Origin of the sequence: Fundicoccus ignavus (assembly GCF_009659375.1) — a bacterium.
GTDB lineage: Bacteria > Bacillota > Bacilli > Lactobacillales > Aerococcaceae > Fundicoccus > Fundicoccus ignavus.
Map to the genome: position 1 here is coordinate 286,823 of NZ_WJQT01000001.1, position 25,677 is coordinate 312,499.

Genomic DNA, 25,677 nt, shown 5'->3' on the forward strand with positions numbered 1-25,677 from the left:
GTGCTTTTCCAGCTCAATCGGCTAGGGTGTGTCTAATTCGCTGCGCTCAAAGTCACACCAAGCGATTCTATTAGTAGCGAGGGATTGCCCTTTATACGCTATGGAAAACAATTAGCTAATCTACGTTAAATATTACAATAAAAGTAAAACGATATAATCAATTTATACTGCTAAACAGAATTTAAAATCTTTGGACTTGTCTGAGGTTTTCTTAGGGGGATTATAGGTTATTAAATCGCAAGTCACAATCAATTATCAAATGAAAGCTGCGAAATAAATTTTAAGGATTTAGCTTCTAAAGTGTCGACTCAGAATCTGAGTTAGCACATTATAATCTATCAACATCAATATAATGGTAAAAATAGTGAATAAAATGATAAATATTGAGAAATGTTTTTAAGTACAGCTAGAAGAAGAAAAGCATCAAATGCTTGTCTTAAAATATAATAAAGGGCGACTTCTTTTGAAAAAAGAAGTCCTTCTACTCCTAAGTTCTATAATGTATTTCAATGTCCAAACTCACGGCCTGAGTTTAAACATTGAAACTTTTTGAGGAAAAAACCAGGGATTAATTGGGGATAATTTCGTATTTTGCTCGGAATTTTGCTTAAATCTTATTTATAATAGAGAATAACCATCAAACAAGTCGGTTAAATCCTTTCGATGTTCAAACTCACGGCCTGAGTTTAAACTTTGAAATAAAAATAATCAATATAATGATAAAAATCAGCAATATAATAACAGCCACTAACAGTATCTCACGAGCATTAATTAATTGAACAGAAAGACAAAAAATCGGCCGACCGCCATTCGTTTACTAGCATTTATGCTATACTAAAGATTATTAAAGGGGTGACCAAAAGTGAAAAAATGGCTATTAGGCTTCCTATGTGGCGTGTGTTTAGCACCGAATTTGCTAGTTGCTCGCGCGATTGATTTGAACAACGTCGTAAATGAAGCAGATTTTAGGACAGTATTAAGCGAATTTGCTGAATTACCAGCTGTGGCATCGGATGTCGTGATTACGAACGCAACGCAAGAGACGTTTATCGAGATGGTTTATGATGCAAACGTTGCGGGCATGCGCCAGACGACGGCCATTCCATCGGGGGACTTAACCACGGCGTTAGAATTGATCGTCTATGTCTTTGATAATGGTATTGAAGTGACGGATATGGCACAATTGCTAGCTAGCACAGTCGAATGGACGTCGCAATATGATCCCAATTATCAAAGTTTGGTCGAGCAAGTAGTGGACGCAGTGGCTGGGCGCTTAGTGAAAACTGAGACGCCAAGCAGCTTCAGCGGTTTCCATCTTCAGCCGTATCATTTCTTCTTGAATCCTGATTGGCAATTTTCGCAAGTGAACATCGACGGTGAACGAGTGCGAGCAAACGTTGATTTAACAGCATACTTAGCGGATCATTCAGATGGAATTTACGCTTATTATCCAGAAGGCACTCAGTTCGCCTTGACTCTTGAAGTGGACCGCGCATCGCAAACGTTAAAAAGCGTGATGGTAATTGATATTGACGAGGAGCTGCAGAAAGAATTGTATGGTGGTCAAGTCAATATGACGCTGCAAGGGGCGATGACCGATACGGCGATTACTAGCACTTATCAGGCATCCGACGAGACGATTCCCGCATTAGAGGAATTACCTACGATGACACTCGCTGAATATGAGGAACTGGTGTCGGTTCTAGAGTAAATAAATGTTGAATTACTTGCCAAAATATAGTGAGTCATATTTTGCTGGTGGTAGAATTTGGAGGCAGAAAAGTGAAATTTAGAGGGGCAGATTATTATTATTTAAAGATGGCGACCCATCATATTGAGGTACCTTATTATCAGCATAAACGTCGCGTGCGAATCCTGTTGCCAAAGGATTACGAAACTGCGACTGATAAACGCTATCCTGTGCTTTACATGCATGACGGCCAGAATGTGTTCTACAGCAAGGAAGCCTATTCGGGTTACTCTTGGAAAGTCATTCCGACCATTAAACAACATCCTGAGTTGGAACAGATGATTGTGGTTGGGATTGATAATGCGGGTGAACAGCGTCTCGATGAATATGGGCCTTGGCCAGTGGATCAAACTCAGCTAACGGAAAGCTTTGAAGCGGGTGGTGATGGTATGTTATATGGCCAGTGGTTAGTTGAAACTTTAAAACCATTGGTCGATCAGCATTACCGGACACGTCCTGAAGCAGCGACAACGTTAATGGCTGGTAGTTCAATGGGCGGAATTATTACGGCCTATATTGGCGCAGCTTATCCTGAGGTATTCGGACATTTAGGCATTTATTCCTTAGCTTCTTGGTTTAGTGAACCCGAGTTTCTGTCTTACATCGCAAGTCATTCGTTGAAGCCAGATACGCACGTTTACCTGCAAGTTGGAACCAATGAAGGCAATAGTGGGGATGAGGCTTTCCTGCAGGAGAGCCAGATGAATCAAGCGTATATTGATGCGACCTTGAATTACTATCAAACACTTCTGCGTGCGGGACATCCTGTTGACCAGATTTGCTTAAGAATTACAAGTGGTGGCACCCATCATGAGAAAGTCTGGGCCGATCACTTTAAAGAGTTTCTTGAGTTCTCGCAAGTTAAACTAAAATAGGCAAAATATGATTAGGGATAAGAATGAATAAGATTGGAGAGAAGTGGTATGCAAGAAGCAGTCAGACAAGTGCGTTTGATGGGGACAATTATTACATTAACAATTTATCATACGAATAGCGAGGCGCTTTTAGTGGAAGCTGAAGCACGTTTGCGAGACTATGAACAACGATTTAGCGCCCATGCGGCTGATTCAGATTTGATGCGCGTTAATCAACAAGCAGGCCTTCAGGCTGTGCCAGTGGCTACGGATATGTTTGAGCTCATTCGTATTGGTAAAGAAATGAGTCTCGTATCGGATGGCGCCTTAAATATTGCGATTGGACCACTGATGAAATTATGGCACATTGGTTTTGAAGATGCTCAAGTTCCGAGCCAAGCAGAAATTGAGCAAGCATTACAATTAATTGATCCGCGTCGGATTCAATTGGATGCGGCTAGCCAGACGGTTTACTTAGAAGTAACCGGCATGGAATTGGATTTGGGAGCTGTTGCGAAGGGATATTTTGCTGACTTATTGAAAAGCTTTTTCGTTGAACAGGGTGTTGAAGCAGGGATTATTAATCTGGGCGGTAATGTTCTAACCATTGGCAATTCGCCGAAGAATCCTCTGGGAACATGGAATATCGGGGTTCAAAATCCGGAAGCACCTCGTGGTGATTTGTTAGCGCTGGCTCAAGTGCGCGACCAATCGGTGGTGACGTCGGGAATTTATGAGCGCAAGTTGGTTGTCGATGGACAGGAATATCATCATATCTTTGATTCGCGCACGGGTTATCCTGTTGCTAACGAGATTGCGAGCGTGACGATTGTGTCTGACAAATCGATTGATGGTGAATTGTGGACGACCGTTTTATTTGTGCATTCGCCTGAGCGAGCACTAGCTTTAATTGAGGCCACTCCTGGCATTGAAGCGTTAATCATCACCAAAGATTTGCAGCAATACCCATCTACGGGCATGCGCGACATTTTGCATTATTTTTCTTAAGTTTATATAAGTAAGTGCGCTGGTCCGTTGTGGGCTGGCGTGTTTTTTATGAATTTCCGTTGATTTAATGTACTTTATATTTCGCTCAACTAATTGTTTTTTCAGACGGAGGTCGTTTCCAAAGATTCATTGATATTCGAGATGCACCTACATTTTAACTCAAGAGGTAATTAGCTAAATTCATAAATTAGAGTAATTTCGACCTATTTATTGCCCTTAATACCGCTTAGATAATTCACTATGCTTAGCTGAATAGGTAAACGCTTGTCTCTGAATAAAAAGAAACCCCGCTGACAAATTCAATCAGTGGGGTATTTGACATAGGCTAAATTAATTCCGAGTTAGTGTATTGTCGATATTTCTGAATTGTAAAACTCATCGCATAGTAAGCGGCGGTTAACAAAAGTTGGATGCCGAATAGCTTCGCGATTTCTTGCTTATTGGCTGAGGTTAGCGTATTGACATTCATGATGATTTCATCAGCTTTAACTTGCCAGATAGGCGTTGCGATGGATGCGATTAGTTGCATGGAATTTGCAACAAATTCGCGAGGCGCGAACAATCCGCTACCAAAGGCAATGAATAGACTAATAAAGGTTGCAAGGAAAGAGATGATTCCTTTGTTAGGTGCTAAGGTAACGAAGAAATAGGACATGGCTTGAATACCCAACATGGAAATGAAACTCGATAAGATAATCAGTAACCCGTTTGGTGAGAACAAGGTGGCACCACCATAAATAAAGTAAGCAGCAATCATTAAAATGAACCAATAAAGGATACTGAAACTAATGCAGCCGAGTAAAATTTCAATCGTTCGGCGAGAAAGGGTCAAGTTACTCATGCGGTCTCGTTTAACAATTTCCTGCTGGCGCATCGAGAGAATGACAAAGCCAAATGTCATGATAAAGGTATTGGTTAAGACATAAGACGCATAATGAGTATAGTAAGCACCAAAGGCCATGAGGTCAGATGTCTGACTGGTTTGAGTGGGCAATATTTCAACTTTATGATTTAAAACCTCATCAAGTTGCTGAGTTAAGCGCATTATTTGATTAGAATTATCGACATCTGTAACCAAGGAGGTGAGAATCCTTACATTTTGCAAATAAGTATTTATGAGCACATCCACGTAAGCTTCATTGTCTTGCGCATCGACAACATACTTTTCAAGTGGAATAACTGTCTGTTTGTCTAAATCTCCACTAGTTGCATTTTTTAACAAGCTATCTGAAAAGCCCTGTGGGATGGTTAAGATATAAGATGTTTTTTGTGAAAATAGGGCGTCTGCGATGGCTTCGGGCTGGTTGTCTACGGAGATAATTTCCGTCACGTCACTTAGGTATTGATAAAGATGCTGGCTTAAAGGATGGTTTGTATCCTCATTAAAGACAGTGATTTGGCTTTTGCGCAATTCAAATTGATTGGATAAGTTGTTGCGAAATTGTGTATTAATCGGAATGGTAATACTTAAGAGTAGCACTAGACCGATGATAACAGCGGCCAAATTAGCGCGTATCAGTTGATAAAATAGTTTAAAGACTTTCATAATCTGGCCTCCTTAATCCTATGAGTGTTATCACGAAAAGTATCACAACCATGAGAACAAGTGTCATAATGTTTTGGTTGAATTGTTCGTATGTGGGATAGTTGTTTAAGGCGAACAAAGCATCGTGAATGAGGGCGACAGGATTGACTTTATTGAACCAGGGTAGCGTATCGTCGACAAAGAATTTTAAATTATGAGACATTAAGCCAGATAGTGCGCCGAAAATCAGAGGAATCCCTACGAATAAAGCGTTCAAAATATTACTCTTAGCTTTCGTGATACTCGCTAAGGCTGATCCGCTTAGTAAACCGACTAATAAACCCATCGACATCAGTAGGAGGATCCGTCCCCAATCATTGCCTAAAGGGACGCCGTTATAGTAGTAAATACCTAAGATTAGGTAAATAATTATAAAGCAAGGTAGACTAAAACTCAGTAAATTGCCTAAAAAACGGTGATACTTGGGCACCGGACTGATCATTGACCTTAAAGCTGCAGTATCATACTTCGGCTCGATTGAAGTAATCATGTGTGTGCCAATCGACATAAAGAATATACACAGGTAAGCCAGACAGGCATAGAAATAGATGCTGACACTAGATGTTCCTTTTTGTTCTTTGGCTGCTACGATGTAATTAGCGGCTTGTGGGTCAGCATTGAATTGTGCTTCTAATTTCATCATACTTAAAAGCGGTTGGTCTGAATCGGAGACAGCCGCTAAAGCTGTTTGAACACCTGCGTTGATAGAGGTAAAACTGCTGAGCGCCGAGTACAAGATACTGGACGAAAAGTTATTGACTGCGCTAGGGGCAAGCTCCATGGAAATCGCTAATTGGTGATCGGTGTTGTCGACATTAATGATGGCAGCGACTTGATTGTTCGCGACAAGTTGCTGTGCTTTAATGTCTGAAACGGCTACATAATGGATAAAAGGGTTGTCGTCGTTTTCATTTGCGGTAGGGCTAATTGTTGGTGCTTGAATTTCACCCGCTATCACTTCAGTTTCGGTAGCTAGGTTTCCCAGAATATCGCGTGCACTCGATATCTCACTGTTGTTACCACTGAAAACCATTGCGACCGGGATACTTTCAAAGGAGTTACCTCCAGATAGCAAACCCGAGAAGACAAACAAGTAAATTAAACTAAAAGCTAGTGGGAAAAACAGGCCAAAAGCCACGCCTTCCTTGTCGCGTACGAAGGTTTTAAAGGAATAACTCGTTAGATGTTTAAACATTATCCCTCAACTCCTTGCCGGTAATTTCTAGGAAAACATCATTCAAAGTAGGTTGCTTGATGGTCAAATTCAATACTTGAATGTCATCTTTTTCGAACAAGGCTAATAGATTCATCAAATGATTGTGACCTTTCTCGAACTGCAAGTTCAGACTGCCAGTTTCATAATTAAAATTTATTAGACCCGATAGGTCATGTAATTTTTGTTGAGTAGCTAAAGGCAGGTCCACGACTTCCACATTGATTACTTCCCCCGTCATCGACATTTTTTTTATTTCCTCAGTTGTACCTGTAATAATTTCCTTACCACGATCTAGGATAGTGAGGCGATCGCACAAATACTCAACTTCTTCCATATAATGTGTGGTGTATATAATCGTTTTTCCTTCAGCTGCTAATTGCTTAATACCATCCAATATTTTGTTACGGGATTGCGGATCAACCGCCACCGTAGGTTCATCTAATACAATTAAGTCAGGTTTATGAGCAATGCCACAAGCTAAATTTAAACGTCTCAACAGTCCGCCTGATAATTTCTTTGGTATGAATTTTCGGAATTCATCGAGTTCAACGAACTGAATCGCTTCATCGACATATTGACGTCGCAGTTTTTTGTCTGAAATATACAGGCCACAGAAATAATCGATATTCTCCTGAACGGTTAATTCATCGTAGACTCCAATGTTTTGCATGACGAGTCCGATTCTTTTTTTTACGTCATAATTAGAGGGTGTCATCGTTTGGTCAAATATCTTGACTTCACCACTATCATAACGTAACAAAGAAAGCATGCAATTAATGGCTGTTGTTTTCCCGCTTCCATTTGGTCCAAGTAAACCGTAAATTTCACCTTCACGAATGGATAGATTTAAGTGATCTAAAGCAACCAGATTTTTATAACGTTTGACAATATTTTTTAATTCGACAATCATTTAAGTCACCTTTCTTTCTTGAGAGTTTATGTTAAGGATTCATAAATTTGAGGTTGAGTTATTGCGTTTCATTCTACGCTCAAAGTCATAGTAAGTCATTCTACTAGTAGTGATGGATTGCCCTTTATACTGCTTTGGAAAACAAGTCGCTGAGCTAGGCATCAAGTGACACCTTTCTTTACACCTTTATTATCGCATGCATCCCAATCAGAACCAATTGCTGAATGTCAATTTGCTGATGACATTTGTCACCAGTTAAGCCGTATCAATGTGTTAAACTATAGCTATTAGAATAGGATTCGAAATATAATAGGGTAAAGGTGACGAAAGGAGAGAGGCCATGAAGTGGCTTGATTTAGTACTCAATGTTTTATGGTTTTTCGCAATGTTTTTATTAATATTACTCATTGAACCATCAGCCCAACCGATTGTTGAAGTAGCCCTAGGCGCTATTTTATTATCTATTAACTTATGGTTCAGTCTACCGAAATCACTGGAAAATCAAGTAGCGTATTCTCCTAATATTCTGCGACGATTAGGTTTTGTTTACTTGGTTAGCATCCTAATCATGACGTATTGGCTACCTTTATCTTTCTTATTCTGGCCAGTCTTTAGTTACACTTGGACAAACCAAAAACTAAAAGATCAGTTGATGTTTTTTTTACCAATTGTGTTTGGGGGAGTGTTAGGCTATTCAGTTGAAATGGTTTTATTCGTAACTTGCTTGTGTGTGTTAGCAAGTTGGACCCATACAATTTTAGCTCAAAGCCAAGCATTTGAAGTGAGTAGCTATCATGAAATTGACACCTTGCGTCACCTCAACGAACGCTTTAGTGTCGAACAACAAAGTTTGATTAAATTACAGGATGAGCGGGTGAAGGAAACCTTACGCTTAGAAAAAAGACGCATTGTGGAGGATATTCATGATTTGCTCGGACATCAGTTGAGTAGTGTGGTGATTCAAATTGCGGCATTGGAATACATTGTAGAAGAAGCGGAAGCTAAACAAGCTTTACACCAAATTAAGGAGGTTTTGACGACTAGTATGGATAATGTAAGACAGGTGATTCACACTGAACGTCAAGCGACCGTCCATTTAGAGAACGAATTACAAACACTCGTCGATAACTTTACCAAATGTCCCATTAATTTTCAGTTCAAACAACAATGTGCGATGAATAGTCAGACTGCGCATTCAATCGTGAATATTGTCAAAGAAGCCTTAACGAACATTAATAAGCATGCCGATGCCACGCTAGTGACTTTACGATTACTCGAAATGGATCAACAGTGGACATTGTTGATTGCAGATAATGGCAAGACTTCCAAGCCTGCTACGATCGAAAACTTGGTGGTCAACGAAATTCGGAACAACACTAGCGGGATTGGTCTGCTTACGATTGAAAAACGTGTGCAACAATTGGGTGGTAGCTTACATATTAATCAACAAAACGGCTTTAGAATTTTTATTACGATACCTATTCCGCAAGAGGAGGCGATAAACGATGAGAATACTGCTCATTGATGACGATGCATTGGTGACGAGTGGCATCCAAACCATTATAGAAAAATCGACGCAAGACAGCGATCAGCCAATTAAAGTCTGCGCTATTGGGCGTAACGGCAACGAAGCGTTGTTACTTTACGAAATCCATCAACCAGATATCATTTTGATGGATATTCGAATGCCAGAGTTAGATGGAATCACCGCTGGCAAGCAGTTACTGGAACGGCATCCCGATGCGCGTGTTATTTATTTAACCACTTTTTTGGAGGATGAATATATCGTTGATGCACTGCGTCTAGGTGCTAAAGGTTATTTGATGAAAACCGATTTCGCAAGTTTAATCCCAGCTTTTGAAGCAGTCATCAATGGGCAACGTGTATTTGGGGACGAAATTGTTGCCAAGATTCCAACGTATCTCGACAGTACTCAAGCTAACACTTCTGCCATCTTACCTGAATTGAGTCAGACCGAACAGCAGCTTGTTTATTGGGTAGCGGAAGGCCTGAATAATAAAGAAATCGCCGAAGCGATGCACTTTTCTGAAGGAACTATTCGTAATTATCTCTCAACCATCTTGGAAAAACTTGATTTGAGAGATCGCACGCAGTTGGCCATCCATTATTTTAAGAACTTACACTAAGCGACAAGTTGTTATTATTTTGTTCTTTGAAGCTTGAATGTTATAATTAAATTATTATAAAACGATTACAAAATAGGATTAAGGAGCGATTTGTTATGAACTATTGTCCGCATTGTGGTGCCAAAATCGAGCATGATGGTAAATTTTGCCAAACATGTGGAGAACCACTTGAAGTAAATGCATCCGCAACTAAGCCATCATTCACAGATTTTTTTTCGCAATTGAAACTTTTAGTTCCTTCGAGAACGAACTTTAATCGTGTCATTGGCTTTATGCACGCCAATTTCTTTCTGATCCATGCAGTCTATTTATTAGTATTTATTGTTACATTGTTGTCTCCATGGGCTGGTTTAATCGCCTTTGTCATTAGTGTGATAGGTATTTATTTAACTGGGGCTTTACATAGTGGTAAAGAAATTGACTTAAATAAACGAGTGAAAGAAGTCGTCACAGCTGTTGGTGAAAACCGTGAGGTAGCAACTAAAAAAGACGTTGTCCAATCAGTCCCAACACCTGAAGTTTCAGAGGAAGAAGTAACCGTTGTACCACCTGTTTCAGATACATTTGATGAACTGGATGTCGCTGCTTCGGTATTACCTGCTGATGAAGTTGAAGCATTAGCAGACTTAGATCAAGCATACGATTCTGAGCTTGAAGGGGAACTTGTTGACGAAACGCCAGAAACTTTTGACGAAGTCGTTGAAGAAGCTTTAGTTGAAGCAGCAGAAGCTCAATCAGATGAAGCGATTGAGGAAATCCCTGCTGGTACATTTGAAGAAGACGAACACAAAACGATTCTAGCTCCCACTGGTGAAGCGGAAGTGGTGTTAGATAGTGAACACTTAGATTCATCAGAAGATGCTTAGGATACTGAATAATAAATTGAAAAGTCTAAACCCTCTCGCGCAAATTGTGTAGATTTGCGGAGAGGGTTTTTGGTTTTATATGAGATTATAAGTTTTATATTGATTTATCAAGCTTTGTACTAGGATCAGCTTATTGTTTTCCAAGGCGGTGGTCGCTTTCAAAGCCTTCGCTAGCGCTTCAGGCTTTTCCAGCTCAATCGGCTAGGGTGTGTCTAATTCGCTGCGCTCAAAGTCACACCAAGCTACGCCGATTGCCCTTTGTACCGCTATGGAAAACAATTAGCTGATCTACGTTAAATATTCCAACAAAAGTAAAACGATATAATCAAGTTATACTGCTAAACAGAATCAAAGTCCGAGTTTTCTTATTACGGGGCCTATAAGTATAATGATGATTCGCCGATCTTATACTTCGCTAATCATGTCGATAGTGGAAATGAGTTGGCACGTTAGCAGGTCTAATGTGTCGACTCAAATTTCGAGTTAGCACATTAGAAAAGAATATCTGTATTTTTAAGCAAAAACCTGCTGTAAATGTGAGATTTTGTCTGAAAAAAGCAAGTGACTCGTCAAAAATATACTTGGAAAGCGAAAAATTATGCTAATCATGTCGATAGTCAAATTGAGTTGGCACATTAGTAGGTCTAATGTGTCGACTCAAATTTCGAGTTAGCACATTGAAAAGAATATCTGTATTTTTAAGCAAAAACCTGCTGTAAATGTGAGATTTTGTCTGAAATAAGCAAGTGACTCGTCAAAAATATACTTGGAAAGCGAAAAATTATGTTAATCATGTCGATAGTCAAATTGAGTTGGCACATTAGTAGGTCTAATGTGTCGACTCAAATTTCGAGTTAGCACATTGAAATCATTGAGAATCAATAAAGTGAGATAATTCGCTAATATATTGATAATTATTAGCGAAGTCTAAGTAATAAGTCGATTGTAAAATAAAACTGAGAGTATCTTGTTTAATATTGGATTATAAGTTTTATATTGTTCTACCGCGCTTTTTGCTCAGGTAACCCTGATGGTTTCCCAAGGTACTGGAAGCTTGCCAGCCGATTCTCACGAACTTCCGGATAGATTAAGCCATACGCACCTAGCAGTTGTTTTCTTGCAAGAAAACCTAGGCGGTGTCGTGTCCCAAGGTCCACGACGATTAATTTAGAACCACAAGGTGCTTAAATCATATGCCCAGTAGGCCGACACTTCTTTTATTCTTTAATTTTATTGAACCAACAATAAAGTAAAGATGCTTAACAACATACCACGAAATATGATTCTAACCTAACCGATTGAGCTGGAAAAGCCCTCACAACTGTGAGATTTTTAAAGCGACCGCTGCTTTGGATAAACAATAAGCTGAGCGAAGTAGAAAAATTTTTAAATCACCCTTAAGCTTACAATCTCTTAGACCATAAAAAAATCCCCTCGGACTGATATTTCCGAGGGGATGCTTCACTTACAGCTATTATGCTACTTCAAACTGACTATTATAAAGTTGGGCGTAGAATTGGCCTTCCGTTAATAAGTTATCATGTGTACCACTTTCGATAATGTCGCCGTCTTTCATAACTAAAATCAGGTCGGCATTTTTAATGGTAGAGAGACGGTGGGCAATGATAAATGACGTACGTCCTTTCATCAAGAGGTCCATCGCATTTTGAATTTGTAGTTCGGTTCTGGTATCGACTGAACTAGTAGCTTCATCGAGGATCAACATTTGTTTATCCGCAATCATGGCACGTGCAATCGTAATTTGTTGTTTTTGTCCTTCTGATAGGCTAACTTGGTCATTTAAGACGGTATCATAACCTTGAGGTAACGTTGTGATAAAGTGGTGAAGACCAACGGCTTTGCTGGCTTCGATAACTTGTTCGTCCGAAATATTCGGAATTGAGTAAACAAGGTTTTCTTTCACAGTACCGTTGAAAATCCAAGAATCTTGCAAGACCATACTGAATTGATCGCGAACATTTTCGCGCGTTAATTCACTGGTTGGAATGCCGTCGATTTTAATGGAACCACCCGTTACTTCGTAGAAGCGCATTAACAAGTTAATAATTGTTGTTTTACCGGCACCAGTTGGCCCCACAATCGCAATTTTTTGACCAGCTTTGGCTTCGGCCGAAAAGTTGTTGATGACTGTTTTGTCTGAATTAGGGTAAGAGAAACGTACATTTTCAAAGCTAACATCACCGTGAATATCTGTGATTGCTTTTGTTTTATGACTTTCATCGGCCATTTCAGGTGTTTCCAACATTTCGAATACGCGCTCAGCAGCTGCAGCAGTCGACTGTAGACTTTGTCCAGCTTGTGCCAATTGGCTAAGTGGTTGAGTAAAGTAACGCACATACATAATGAAAGCGACGATGACACCAAAGGTAATTTTTCCGTTAATCGCAAGCATCGCACCTACGATACAGACCGCTACATAACCAAAGTTACCAATGAAGCCCATAATTGGCATCATTAAACCTGAAAGACTTTGCGCTTTAAAACCACTGTCTCGCAAGTTGCGGTTAATTTCTTTGAAACGAGTCATCGCTTCACGTGAGCCATTGTAAACTTTAACCGTAGAATGGTTGCTGTAAATTTCCTCGATATGTCCATTGATGGCACCTAAATCTTTCTGTTGTTTCGAGAAAAATTGTTGCGAACGTGACATAATCAACATCATTAAACCGAAACCAGCTAAAGTTGCTAGAATCGCTGTGACTGTCATCGTAATGTTTGTTAATAACATCATCACTAATGAACCGATTAAGGTTGTGATCGACGTTACTAAAGTCGAAACACTTTGGTTTAAAGATTGAGCAATCGTATCAACATCGTTCGTTACACGTGACAGAATATCACCCGTCGTATTATTGTCGAAATACGAAATCGGTAAGTCATTGATTTTCTGTGATAAGTCACGACGCAAACTTTTAGATATTTTCTGAGTGATGGTAGCCATCACGAAACCTTGAATTAAAGAGAGAGCAGCTGCCACACCGTAGAGTGTCACTAAGGTGAAGCCTATTTTGCGAATGGCATTCATATCAATTTCGGTCATAATACCTTGTGTAATAATGTCCGTTAATTCAGATAATTTATCCGGTCCAACTAATGTTAGGATTGAGCCAATTGCTGAACAAGCAAGGGCTAAAATCATAACCCACCAATATTGGCGGAAATACTTCAGTAATTTTTGCCAAGTCTCTTTAAAAGCTGTTGGCTTTTCGTCTTTTCCACGGCCATGAGGTCCGCGTCCATGTCTTGGTTGATGCATTAGGCTAATTCCTCCTTCGAAAGTTGTGAGTAAGCTATTTCCTGGTAAACTTGGCAGTTTGCCATTAAATCTTCATGACGGCCATTTCCAACAATACGGCCTTCTTCTAAGACGATGATGCGGTCCGCATCCTTGATGGTACCAATACGTTGAGCAACGATTAATTTAGTCGCATCGGCTGCTTCTTCGCGTAATGCTTGACGCAATTGACGTTCAGTACGATAATCTAGTGCTGAGAACGTATCATCGAAAATTAAAATTTCAGCCTGACGCGCAATGGCACGAGCAATGGACACTCTTTGTTTTTGTCCACCGGATAAGTTCGTTCCGCCAGCTGTTACGGGCGCATTGTAAGTATCTTCTAATTTCTCTACGAACTCACTAGCTTGAGCCACTTCGATTGCTTCGACAATGTCAGAATCTAACACGCGTGCACGATTGTTATGCCCGTAAGCAACGTTTGATTTAATTGAACCTTCGAAAAGACTAGCCTTCTGTGACGCATAGCCAATATAATCATGTAAATTCTCTTGACTATACTGTCTAACATCAATGCCGTTCACTAATATTTCACCAGACGTTACGTCATAAAAACGTGGAATTAAGTTAACTAAAGTACTTTTACCAGAACCAGTTGCGCCAATAAAAGCGACTGTCTCACCAGGTTTAGCAATGAATGAAACATCTTCTAAAACAGCAATCTGAGCATCTGGGTATTTGAAGGTGACGTTTTTGAATTCAACCGTTCCTACTTCAGCGTTGACAGCATCTGATAAGCTACCGTCAAGAATCGTTGGTTCCGTATCTAACACTTCTTGAATACGTTGTGCGGATACAGCAGCACGTGGCACCATAATGAAGATCATAATTAACATCATAAAGGCCATGACAATTTGCATTGCATAAGACGAGAAGACAATCATATCTGAGAATAAAGGGATACGATCTAACACACCCGCTTGATTAATTAGAATAGCCCCAATCCAATAGATTGCTAATGACAAACCACTCATAATCAATTGAATAATTGGCATTATGAAGGCCATTGTACGACTTGTAAATAAATGTGTGGCTGTTAATATATCGTTAACCACACCAAATTTGTTTTCTTGGTAATCTTCTGCATTATAAGCACGCACGACACGTAAACCTGTTAAGTTCTCGCGCGTAACATGTGTTAAATTATCGGTTAATTTTTGAAGTGACTTGAACTTAGGTAAAGCAAGCAGTAAAGCAGTCATCACCACTACTAACAGAATAATAACGGCAATACCAGTCGCTAATGACCATTGCCAGCTCTTATCCATAATTTTAGTCACGGCCATGAAAGCTAAAATTGGCGCTTTAACTAAAGCTTGAAGTCCCATGATAATCAACATTTGAACTTGAGTAATATCATTCGTTGAACGGGTAATTAAACTTGAAGTTGAAAATGTACTAATTTCTTCTAATGAGAAATCAAGGACTTTACCAAATAATTTCTCGCGTAAATTTGCGCCAAAGTTTGTTGAAATCTTCGCAGCAATCACTGCTACTAAGATGGCCGTTAACAAACTCCCAAAAGCACAGAGTAACATCATGCCTCCTGCCGCATAAATATCACTCATTTGACTACCTTGTGTTTGAACGAGTAATGTAATTTCACTCATATAGTCTGGCAATTTCAAATCAAGCCAAACTTGAAAAATAATTAATAATACACTTAAAAGTGCTAACATTGATTCTTTCAATGTAAAATTCTTAAAAACTTTTAACATAAATTTCTCCTTTTCTATTGATTGACTGAGTGGTTGCATCAAATAATGACACAACATTGATTAAGCAGTACCGTTTTTCAATGTGCGTGAACATTGAAATAATCCAGCACCTTAATCACAAGATAGAATTATAGACTTGAAACATTAACTCAATCTAAACAAAATAATTTTTTTTTACAGCAAATAAAGAAGCAGGCCGCCATAAGGTAAGCCTGCTTAAGGATCAAAGATAGTGTCATGACATTTATTGGTGGGGAATTAAGTACGCTCTTTGGGTAAGGTCACACTGAAAATAGTTCGTATAGAATTGCTGTCAATATTAACTGAACCATGATGTAGAGCGATTACACTTTTTACAATGGATAGCCCAATACCCGACCCCACACTGGCATGGGAAGTATCCCCTTGCCAATATTTATTGAAGAGTTTATCGATATCTTCTTCATTAATCGGGGAACCAAAATTTTGAACTTCTACGATATATTGATCCTCTTCGTCAAGAATGCGGCAGTGAATCATCTGATTTTCAGGTGAAAATTTAATCGCATTATCGAGTAAATTAATCCAAACTTGTTTCAATAATTCTTCATTCGCTTCAATCATATATTCACTAAACTCTGGTTCAATCATCAAACCTTTCTTCGTCCATTTTTGTTCTAACAAGAGAATCGAACGACGGATTTGTTCGGATAGATTATAGGTACTGACATCCGTCAAGATCGCTTGGTTTTCTATTTTGGTCAAGTTTAGGGCATTAGTAGATAAATCAGCCAGACGCGAAATTTCTTCAACGATGATATCCAAGTATTCAGCTTCTTTTTCTTGAGACAGGTTGCCTTTCTGGAGTAGACGCGCAAAACCGCGAATCGACACAATCGGTGTCTTGAATTCGTGTGAAAAGTTATTAACGAAATCTGACCGCAACATCTCCGTTTGACTCAGTTCAGCTGCCAAGCTATTAAAACTTTCTTGTAATTCTTGGGCTATGTGCATATCGCCTAACTGAATGCGGGTATCGAACTCACCATTGGCCAACTTATCCATCCCATTAATTAGTATATTAACGGGACGCATCGGAATTTTACTGATTAAAGCAGCGACGACAGTCCCCGTCACGATGCTGACTAAAGCAAAGACCATCACGGGAATATGTGGCACTATCATCAAGGTTTCTTCGGACAGAATATCCGTATTAACCAACAATAATGTGCCGACTCCCACAATTAACATGGTGATGACGAGGGTCACGAATACCGTAAATGAGAATAGAATCGTTAACATCGTCTTTGGCGGTAATAAGTGTGTACGTTGTGAAAAATGGCTACTCTTTTTTTGGCAATTCATAGGTTCTTTTCTACGGTTACGTCTCATTGTATCGTCTCCGCTCGATAACCTAAGCCGCGTACAGATTCTAGGCGGAATTCGGGCCAATCAGCAAAACGTTTACGCAATTTGGCGATATGGACGGTTACCGTTTCCCAGCCCGTATCACTTTCAACGCCCCAAATTTCATCCATCAACTCGATGCGGGTGAATATTTTGCCAGGGTAGGAAAGTAGTTTATACAATAGTTGAAACTCTTTCTGTGGCAGAGTGTGGCTTTCGCCATTCGTGCGACTGACCGTGTAGGTGTCAAAGTTTAAAACGACTTCACCGATGGTCAATTGACGTTCGGACGTAATCTTAGCGCGCCTCAAGAGAGCTGTAATACGCAATAACATTTCTTCTTCATCAACGGGTTTTGTCATAAAATCATCTGTCCCCGCAATAAAGCCCAGTTTCCGATCCTGTGGCAATTGCTTCGCAGACACCATCAGAATTGGTAGGTCATTATCGTTTGCGCGCAATGTGCGAGTGAATTCATAGCCATCCATTCTCGGCATCATCACATCTAAAATCACCAAATCAATATGCTGCGTATCCATGACCTCTAGCGCTGCTTGTCCATCTTCAGCCGTAAACACAGTATAATTTTCTGCTTCGAGCACAGCTCGCATCAATTCGCGTGTATTTTTATTATCATCAACTACTAGTAATTTGAACATCTCGATCACCTCATTCTAAGTATAAGCGAAGTTGGTTAACTGAAGCTAAACAAATGTATCTTTTCGACAAAATATTACTCAAAAACTTGATGTTGATACTTTAATTGGCTTGTGGCATCAAGCAAGTTGAATTTAAGGGGATCGGACAGTTCGACGTTTCTTATAGTTGAGACTATTGAGACCTAGCTTGATTTACTTTCTTTGATTGACGTTCCATTGTGCTTCCAACGGGCACATCCACCTCATGTTATGAAGTAATATTTTCACAAAAGTGTTAGCGGTATCAGAATAGCTGATAAAGCCCAAATTGGCAGCGAGGTTTGCTATAATGTGTAACCATAAGATAACGCTTACAACAGTATGGAGGGATTTAATGATTGAGTATAATGAACGTCACTTAAAAGCCGAACAGAAAACGACTAAGCCGACCCACTATCATTTCAAAACAGCTCGTGTCAGTGCAGTTAAATTAGCATTTGTTGCGGGACTAATCTTTTCGAGTCAAGCTGTGTTAAATCAAGTTCAAATAAAGAAACTTGAGAAGGAGCCAACCGTTCAGACGGTTGAGCACAGTTCACTAAAGCAACTGGCATTCAAAATAAGTCCAAAGCAAGTGTTCGCGGAAACTGAGACAGCTGACCCAACAACAGAAGCTGACACTAGTCTAGCACCTATTGAAGCGGGTCATTTCCGTTTGCACTTCCAAGGCATCACAGAAGAGCAGTTAGAAACGTATGGTTTATGGGTATGGGGTGACGTTGTGACGCCATCTGATCAAGTAGCTGGTTGGCCGGATGGTGCCACATCATTTACAGAAGCAATCGCAACCGATACAGGATATTATCTGGACATCGAACTTAATGAAAATGCGAAAGTTTTAAACTTCTTGATTAATACGCGTACAGGTGATAATGTTACTGCGGATATGTCGATAGACATCACATCTGAGGCTATGAATCAAGCCTATATTACCGAAGATTTCAGCATTAATTTTTATGAAGCATTAGATAACGAAGGACTCTTAAGAGTCAACTATTACCGAGAAGACGGCGATTATGCAGACTGGGGTTTATGGACTTGGGATGACGTGGCTGAGCCAACCAATGAGTGGCCAACTGGTGCCCTTGAATTTACCAATGAAGGTGAATTTGGCCGCTACATTGATGTCCCCCTAGCTGAAGCAGCTAGTAATATTAGCTTCCTAATCGTCAATCGTGAAACAGGAGAGCAATCAGGCGATATGACATTTAACGACAGAGACAATCATGGTCAAGTATTTATTAGAGAATTAGACGCAACGGTTTATACGAATCCCAACTTTGCGAAGGTGGATCGTTTAGAAACCGCAGAAATTATTTCAGACACAACGATTCAACTTAATTTTTCTTCAGTAGAAGAAGTCACCCAAGAGTCACTCTTGGAAGAAATACAATTAGTCGACACCGACGGACAAGCCATTGATATCAGCGAGATTACGATTGATGCCGAGACAAGCAGCGTGCTTTTAACCGGCACATATGACTTCCTACAAGCACCTTACAAACTGACTTATGGTGATACTGCACTCAATATTCAACTCGGCTGGCGTATTAAAGACGAATTGTATGCATATGACGGCGACTTGGGCATGACTTTAAACGAAGATGGTACTGCCGAATTGGCCTTCTGGTCACCAAGCGCAGACCAAGTTAACGTGGTGCTTTATGACAAAGAAGATGCGAATAAGCAACTCAATACTGTGGCGATGACGCAAGCAGATCGTGGCGTTTGGCGCGTTGAGTTAAATGAAGAAACTGCCGGACTAACGGATATGAGCGGCTATTATTATCACTTGGAAATTGTCAGAGGGGACGAAAAGGTTCTTGCGCTAGACCCTTACGCAAAATCACTGGCAGCTTGGGATAATTTAACTGCAGATGCTAAGGTGGCCAAAGCAGCTATTGTTGATCCGGCGAGCATTGGACCAGACTTGTCTTATGCAGATATTCCAGGTTATGAAAAGCGCGAAGATGCGATTATTTACGAAGTGCACGTGCGTGACTTTACGTCAGATCCTTCGATTGAAGACGAGTTGACGGCACAGTTTGGGACCTTTGCGGCCTTCGTCGACAAATTGGATTACATTCAATCGCTTGGCGTGACGCACATCCAATTGCTACCAGTCATGAGTTACTATTTTGCCAATGATCTGGCGAATGGTGAGCGTAGTTTAGAGTATGCCTCAACGGACCAGAATTATAACTGGGGCTATGACCCGCAAAGTTATTTTGCATTGACGGGCATGTATTCCGAGGACCCAACAGATCCAGCCAAACGGATCGAAGAATTGAAGTTATTGATTGATGAAATTCATCAACGTGACATGGGGGTAATTTTAGATGTAGTGTATAACCATACTGCGCAAACGCATCTATTTGAGGATTTAGAGCCGAATTATTACCACTTTATGGATGCGGATGGCACAGCGCGTGAAAGTTTTGGTGGTGGCCGTTTAGGTACAACACATCATATGGCACGCCGTGTGTTAGTCGATTCAATTACGTACTGGGTAGATGAATTTAAAGTTGATGGTTTCCGCTTTGATATGATGGGTGACCATGATGCTGAGGCAATTCAAATGGCATTTGATGCTGCAGAAGCACTAAATCCGAATACGATTATGATTGGTGAAGGTTGGATTACGTATGCAGGGGATGAAACAGATCCTGACGTGCAAGCGGCCGATCAACATTGGATGAGCGATACGGATGCGGTTGGTGTGTTCTCGGATGAAATTCGTAATGAATTGAAATCAGGCTTCGGTAGTGAAGGCGAGCCACGCTTCCTAACAGGTGGCGCACGCAATATTGAGTTGATTTTCCAGAATATTATCGGATCACCCTCGAACTTCAATGCCGATGATCCGGGCGACGTGGTGCAATATATTGCAGCGCATGATAACTTGACGTTACATGATGTTATTGCACAATCAATTAAAAAGGATCCTAAAGACCACGAAGCCGAAATTCATCAAAGAATACGTTTAGGTAACTTAATGGTCTTAACCTCACAAGGAACGCCATTTATCCACTCAGGTCAAGAATATGGGCGTACAAAACAGTATCGCCACGAAGACTTTATCACGACAGTAGAAACGGGTAACGAGCCTTACAAATCAACCTATATGACGGATGCCGACGGTAATCCCTTTGAATATCCTTACTTTGTTCATGATTCTTATGATTCATCGGATGCTGTTAATATGTTTAACTGGCAACAAGCGACTAATCCGGAACAATATCCGATTCAAGGTGTGACGCAACAATACACGACTGGCTTAATTCAGTTACGTCGTCACACGGATGCATTCCGCAAAGCCACTGCCGATGAAGTAGCTGAGAATGTGACACTCATTACAGCACCAGAAATTATGGAAGAAGACTTAGTCATCGCTTACCAAGCAAGGGATTCAAACGGTGACCTCTATGCGGTCTTTATCAATGCGGACAACGAGTTAAGAAACATAACCTTAACAGAAGAATTTATTAACTTGGCACAAGGAGACATTATCGTGGATGGACTCGTCGCAGGCATTGAGGCGATTGAAAGCCCAACTGGTGTAAGCTTAAGTGAGAATAGTGTAAACTTAGACCCATTAACTGCCACAATCATTCGCTTAAAAGCACAATAATCATTCCAACATACGCCCCCTTATCGATAGGTGATAAGGGGGCGTTTTATATAGCGATTAGTTTATAAGTATCTATATTTAATGGACATGTAATAAATGATAACGTTTTTATTTCAGGTTATATGGTAAGATAAACGTACATTAAACAGTGAGGTGATAAAGTACGATGTCCTTTTTTAACCAAATTGATTTGAACACTTTAACAGAAGTTGATCGAGCTATCTATCAATATTTACATTCACATAGTGCTCAAATCCCTTATATGCGTGTAAGGGAAGTAGCGAACGAATCGCATACATCCGCATCCTCAGTAATGCGTTTTATTCGAAAAATGGGATATGAAAGCTTTACGGATTTCAAATTAGATTTTAAAGTTCCAACAATTCCGACAGGGGAATATCACTACGGACCAGAGTTACTCTCGATTAAAAATTTTCCAAGTAATTTATTTGATAAACTAGAAGAATTGGCGGATTTAATTGTGCCTGCTGAGAATATTATTTTTTGTGGTGTTGGAGCTTCTGGCAATATTTGTGAATACGCCTCGAGACGATTGGCTTCCATTGGTTTTAATACGTTTCCTTTAACTGATTTTACTTATCCAGTAACTTCAAAGCTAAGAAATACGGCGGATAATGTAATGATTTTTTTATCAGTTTCAGGACAAACCAATGAAGTCATTGAAATTGCCAATACGTTTAAAGAGTTTGATGATTGTGTTACGGTTGCTGTAACGAGTCAATCATCAAGCACGTTAGCGCTCATGACAGATTATTTGTTAGACTATAAAATATCTATCCAAAAATTTAATAAACATGAAGATTATACGAGTCAGTTACAAGTTTTATATTTGATGGAATTACTCATTGACACGATTAAAATGAAGAGTGAGTCATGAGTTGGTACAACATGTACCAACCTGACTCTTTTTTTATTATGAAGGAACAAGTACCGCATTGTTTGAAACCCCTTCCAATAAAAACGTTTTTATTCTATGATGATTTTGTAAAGTTAAGAGAGATGGTGAAGAAATGTTTAATAATCAACTACCAAAAGATTTCTTATGGGGTGGCGCGGTAGCGGCTCATCAAATAGAAGGGGCTTGGCAAAGTGATGGAAAAGGACTAAGCATAGCAGATGTGCTAACCGCTGGCTCAAATAAAAAAGCTAGACGTATTACAGATGGCGTATTAGAGAATGAATACTATCCTAATCATGAAGCAATTGATTTTTACAATCGTTATCCTGAAGATATTGCCTTGCTAAAAGAGTTGGGGTTGAAGGCCTTTAGAACTTCGATTGCATGGTCACGTATATTTCCCAATGGAGATGAAAAAGAACCTAATGAAGCCGGCTTAGCCTACTATGATCAACTATTTGATTGTTTAATTAAAAATAATATTGAACCGATTATAACGTTATCACACTTTGAAATGCCTTATCATTTAGCAAAAGAATATGGTGGCTTTCGAGATAAACGGGTGATTGATTTTTTTGTAAATTATGCTGAAGTGGTTATTAAACGATATCAACATAAAGTGAAGTATTGGATGACATTTAATGAAATTAATAATCAGGCTGATGGTACGCACGAATTACATGCTTGGACGAATTCTGGAATTCTTGTTCAACCAGATGAGAATCCTGAGGAAGTTATTTACCAAGCAGGTTTGAATGAATTAATTGCGAGTGCAAAAGCAATCATTAAAGCGAGAGAGATTAATCCGGATTTAAAAATGGGTTGTATGATGGCTTATGTACCCGTCTATCCTGGGAGTAGTGAACCCAACGATCAAATGGCAGCGTTAAAAGTAATGGAAAGACGTTTTTTTTATAGTGATATTCATGTTCGTGGTGAGATACCTAGTTATGCAATAAAAAAATGGCACAAAAAAGGGTATAAAATAGATTACTCTCAGGCAGAACTTGAGGCATTAAAAGAAGGCACGGTAGATTATATTGGCTTCAGTTATTATATGTCGAATGCGGTGACGACAGTTGATGATCGATCGAATCGATTAGATGGATATTCGGTTAATGATTATCCGAATGCTAAGATTGTAAATAATCCTTATCTGAAAAGTAACGATTGGGGTTGGCAAATAGATTCAATTGGACTGAGGTACATATTAAATGTTGTGTATCAACGTTACAATAAACCACTCTTTATTGTTGAAAATGGATTTGGAGCCTATGACCAAGTAGAAGCAGATGGAAGCATTCAAGATGATTATCGCGTGAGTTATTTACAAGCGCACATTGAACAAATGCAGTTAGCCATATTAGAAGATGGCGTCGAAGTATTGGGCTATACGCCATGGGGAGTTATCGATATTGTGAGCTTTGGGTCTGGTGAAATGGAAAAACGTTATGGTTTCATTCACGTAGATAAAGACAATCAGGGGAATGGTACTTTACGTCGTAGTAAAAAGTCCTCATTCTCATGGTATCAACAAATAATAAAACAAAACGGAGTGGAAGCTGAGTGAAAAAAGAAAAATTAGATCAACTATTGGAAAAATTATCCTTAGAAGAAAAAGTTGGACAGCTAGTCCAATTAGGGCCCATGTTTTTTTCTGAAGGCGGTGAAATAACAGGCCCGATGCAAGCGATGGATATGACGAAAACAGAATTATATCAAATTGGCTCAGTTCTCGGAACGCACACTAAAGAAGAAGTGAAAAACATTCAGAGTACCTATTTAGAACATTCTGCTCACGGAATTCCACTGATGTTTATGGCAGATGTTATTCATGGTTACGAGACCATTTTTCCTATTCCTTTAGCCTTAGCCAGCTCCTTCGATCCTAGTATTGTTAAAGAAATGGCACGACTATCTGCTAAAGAAGCAACCTCAGCTGGAGTTCATGTAACTTTTTCGCCAATGGCAGATTTAGTGAGAGATCCTCGGTGGGGACGTGTACTTGAAAGTAATGGAGAAGATCCACTATTAAATGCGACACTCATTAAAGCGTATGTTGAAGGTTACCAAGGAGATTCATTATTAGACCCTGAGACATTAGCTGCATGTGTCAAACATTTCATTGGATATGGTGAAGCTGAAGGAGGTCGCGATTACAATACAGTAGATATCTCAGACTTAGTCTTGTATCAAAATCACTTGCCGGCTTTTAAGGCAGCAATTGATGCGGGCGTTAAACTTGTTATGACTTCTTTCAATACAATTCGTGGTATACCTGCCACAGGAAATCGTTGGTTATTACAAGATGTTCTACGTCGAGACTTAAACTTCGACGGGGTGATCATCTCTGACTGGGCTTCCGTCCATGAATTAATTAATCATCGGGTTGCGGCAGATAAACGTGATGCGACCTTTAAAGCTGCCAATGCTGGTGTCGAAATAGATATGATGACAGATAATTATCAGCATCATTTAGTAGATTTAGTAAAAGAAGGCTTAATTTCAGAAGAATTCATTAACCAAGCGGTGATGCATGTCTTGCAATTGAAAAATGATTTAGGATTATTTGAAGATCCATACCGTTCGCTTGATAAACATCCTGAAAAAGAAATTATCGAAGTTGAACTTCGTGCTGAAAGCCGAAGAATAGCCAGTCAATCAATGGTTCTACTAGAAAATCAACAAGCAATCTTACCATTACAAAAAGAAGATCAACTAGCGTTAATTGGTCCACTAGCTGAATCACACGATCTTTTAGGGGCATGGTCTTGGATAGGTAAAACGGAGCAAAGTGTTACAATTTCAGAAGGACTCTTGTCGAAAACAAAGCAAATTGAAATGGTTAAAGACCGACATGATTACGTTAAACTGAAATATGTAGATAAAGTTATAGTGGCATTAGGTGAGCACTCTGAAGAGACGGGTGAAGGGGGAAGTAAAACAGAAATTACCTTGCCTCAAGAACAAATCGACTTATTGAAAGAAGTTTATAAATGGAACCAGAACATTATTGTAGTATTAATAAATGGTAGACCTCTAGATTTAACCGAAATAAAGATGTATAGTCGTGCCATTCTTGAGGCATGGTTCCCAGGCTCAGAGGCTGGCAATGCCATTGCAGATGTGCTTTATGGCGATGTAAACCCATCTGGAAAATTACCCATGAGTTTTCCACGATCAGTTGGGCAAGTTCCGTTAACATATAACATGATGTCTACTGGGCGAGCAATTAATGAGTATAATCATACGCAAAAATATGTCTCAAAATACTTAGACAATGAGAATACTGCCTTATATCCATTCGGCTACGGCTTAACATATAGCAATGTGAAATTATCAGAGGTAGAAGTCATTGATAAGGGGGATAATGTAACCGTTAACTATACCTTGATTAACCCGTCGATGCTTGACGCTCAAGAAGTCGTACAGCTTTATGTAAAGGACATTGTTACTGAAGTAGCACGACCAGAAAGAGAACTAAAATATTTCGAAAAAGTGTTTATATCTGCGGGCGCAAGCAAAAAATGTTCTGTTAACCTTACGTCAGAGGATATTGCGTACTATCATCCTGATTTAATTAAAAAAGCGGATGACGGCACTATCGAACTTTATCTTGGTTTAGATAGTCAAGCGCCACTTATTGGAAGCTGGCATTATAAAGCTTAAGAAT

At 39.6% G+C, this 25,677-nt stretch carries 17 protein-coding genes; 10 read left to right on the forward strand and 7 right to left on the reverse strand.

The genetic code is table 11. From position 1 onward, the window contains the following. Positions 1-862 precede the first annotated feature (862 nt). From GF867_RS01515 to GF867_RS01525, 3 genes are all read left to right on the forward strand, one after another. Positions 863-1,711: a hypothetical protein gene (locus tag GF867_RS01515; protein WP_153831353.1), complete on the forward strand. Its 849-nt coding sequence runs from the start codon at positions 863-865 to the stop codon at positions 1,709-1,711. 107 nt (positions 1,712-1,818) lie between these two features. Continuing rightward, positions 1,819-2,625 (forward strand): alpha/beta hydrolase, encoded by an 807-nt coding sequence (locus GF867_RS01520; RefSeq protein ID WP_153831460.1) that lies wholly within the window; start codon positions 1,819-1,821, stop codon positions 2,623-2,625. 48 nt (positions 2,626-2,673) lie between these two features. Beyond that, the gene (locus tag GF867_RS01525) at positions 2,674-3,612 is read left to right on the forward strand and encodes an FAD:protein FMN transferase (protein ID WP_153831354.1); all 939 of its coding nucleotides are present in this window, start codon (positions 2,674-2,676) and stop codon (positions 3,610-3,612) included. 325 nt (positions 3,613-3,937) lie between these two features. On the opposite strand, the gene GF867_RS01530 is transcribed toward GF867_RS01525, so the two are convergent. Genes GF867_RS01530 through GF867_RS01540 form a run of 3 tightly spaced genes read right to left on the reverse strand, consistent with a single transcriptional unit; the run spans position 3,938 to position 7,323 of the window. Next, the gene (locus tag GF867_RS01530; RefSeq protein WP_153831355.1) at positions 3,938-5,158 is read right to left on the reverse strand and encodes an ABC transporter permease; all 1,221 of its coding nucleotides are present in this window, start codon (positions 5,156-5,158) and stop codon (positions 3,938-3,940) included. Further along, positions 5,145-6,392, reverse strand: a complete 1,248-nt coding sequence (locus GF867_RS01535; protein WP_153831356.1) for an ABC transporter permease — start codon at positions 6,390-6,392, stop codon at positions 5,145-5,147. Before GF867_RS01535 ends, GF867_RS01530 begins: the two co-directional genes overlap by 14 nt. Next, positions 6,385-7,323: an ABC transporter ATP-binding protein gene (locus tag GF867_RS01540; RefSeq protein ID WP_153831357.1), complete on the reverse strand. Its 939-nt coding sequence runs from the start codon at positions 7,321-7,323 to the stop codon at positions 6,385-6,387. The genes GF867_RS01535 and GF867_RS01540 overlap by 8 nt, the downstream gene beginning before the upstream one ends. A 340-nt stretch (positions 7,324-7,663) precedes the next feature. Between GF867_RS01540 and GF867_RS01545 the strand changes: the two genes are divergently transcribed. The 3 genes from GF867_RS01545 (at position 7,664) to GF867_RS01555 (ending at position 10,336) form a co-directional block, all read left to right on the forward strand. After that, positions 7,664-8,848: a sensor histidine kinase gene (locus tag GF867_RS01545; RefSeq protein WP_153831358.1), complete on the forward strand. Its 1,185-nt coding sequence runs from the start codon at positions 7,664-7,666 to the stop codon at positions 8,846-8,848. Beyond that, positions 8,829-9,470, forward strand: a complete 642-nt coding sequence (locus GF867_RS01550) for a response regulator transcription factor (protein ID WP_153831359.1) — start codon at positions 8,829-8,831, stop codon at positions 9,468-9,470. The genes GF867_RS01545 and GF867_RS01550 overlap by 20 nt, the downstream gene beginning before the upstream one ends. 95 nt (positions 9,471-9,565) lie before the next feature. Continuing rightward, a complete protein-coding gene (locus tag GF867_RS01555; protein WP_153831360.1) occupies positions 9,566-10,336 on the forward strand; it encodes a zinc ribbon domain-containing protein in 771 nt (256 codons plus the stop codon). A gap of 1,474 nt (positions 10,337-11,810) precedes the next feature. On the opposite strand, the gene GF867_RS01560 is transcribed toward GF867_RS01555, so the two are convergent. The 4 genes from GF867_RS01560 to GF867_RS01575 form a co-directional block, all read right to left on the reverse strand. Beyond that, entirely contained in the window at positions 11,811-13,613 is a 1,803-nt protein-coding gene (locus GF867_RS01560; RefSeq protein ID WP_153831361.1) for an ABC transporter ATP-binding protein, read from the reverse strand. Then, a complete protein-coding gene (locus tag GF867_RS01565) occupies positions 13,613-15,370 on the reverse strand; it encodes an ABC transporter ATP-binding protein (RefSeq protein WP_153831362.1) in 1,758 nt (585 codons plus the stop codon). The genes GF867_RS01560 and GF867_RS01565 overlap by 1 nt, the downstream gene beginning before the upstream one ends. A 258-nt stretch (positions 15,371-15,628) precedes the next feature. After that, positions 15,629-16,741 (reverse strand): HAMP domain-containing sensor histidine kinase, encoded by a 1,113-nt coding sequence (locus GF867_RS01570; RefSeq protein ID WP_216650243.1) that lies wholly within the window; start codon positions 16,739-16,741, stop codon positions 15,629-15,631. Next, complete coding sequence (locus GF867_RS01575; protein WP_153831363.1) at positions 16,738-17,415, reverse strand: response regulator transcription factor; 678 nt, start codon at positions 17,413-17,415, stop codon at positions 16,738-16,740. Before GF867_RS01575 ends, GF867_RS01570 begins: the two co-directional genes overlap by 4 nt. A gap of 373 nt (positions 17,416-17,788) precedes the next feature. Between GF867_RS01575 and GF867_RS01580 the strand changes: the two genes are divergently transcribed. The 4 genes from GF867_RS01580 (at position 17,789) to GF867_RS01595 (ending at position 25,673) form a co-directional block, all read left to right on the forward strand. Then, complete coding sequence (locus GF867_RS01580; RefSeq protein ID WP_216650244.1) at positions 17,789-21,085, forward strand: pullulanase; 3,297 nt, start codon at positions 17,789-17,791, stop codon at positions 21,083-21,085. A 166-nt stretch (positions 21,086-21,251) separates the two neighbouring features. Further along, entirely contained in the window at positions 21,252-21,983 is a 732-nt protein-coding gene (locus GF867_RS01585) for a MurR/RpiR family transcriptional regulator (RefSeq protein WP_153831365.1), read from the forward strand. Between the two features lie 133 nt (positions 21,984-22,116). After that, positions 22,117-23,574, forward strand: a complete 1,458-nt coding sequence (locus GF867_RS01590; protein ID WP_153831366.1) for a 6-phospho-beta-glucosidase — start codon at positions 22,117-22,119, stop codon at positions 23,572-23,574. Then, on the forward strand, positions 23,571-25,673 hold the full coding sequence (locus GF867_RS01595) for a glycoside hydrolase family 3 N-terminal domain-containing protein (RefSeq protein WP_366927715.1): 2,103 nt from the start codon (positions 23,571-23,573) through the stop codon (positions 25,671-25,673). The genes GF867_RS01590 and GF867_RS01595 overlap by 4 nt, the downstream gene beginning before the upstream one ends. Positions 25,674-25,677 lie beyond the last annotated feature (4 nt).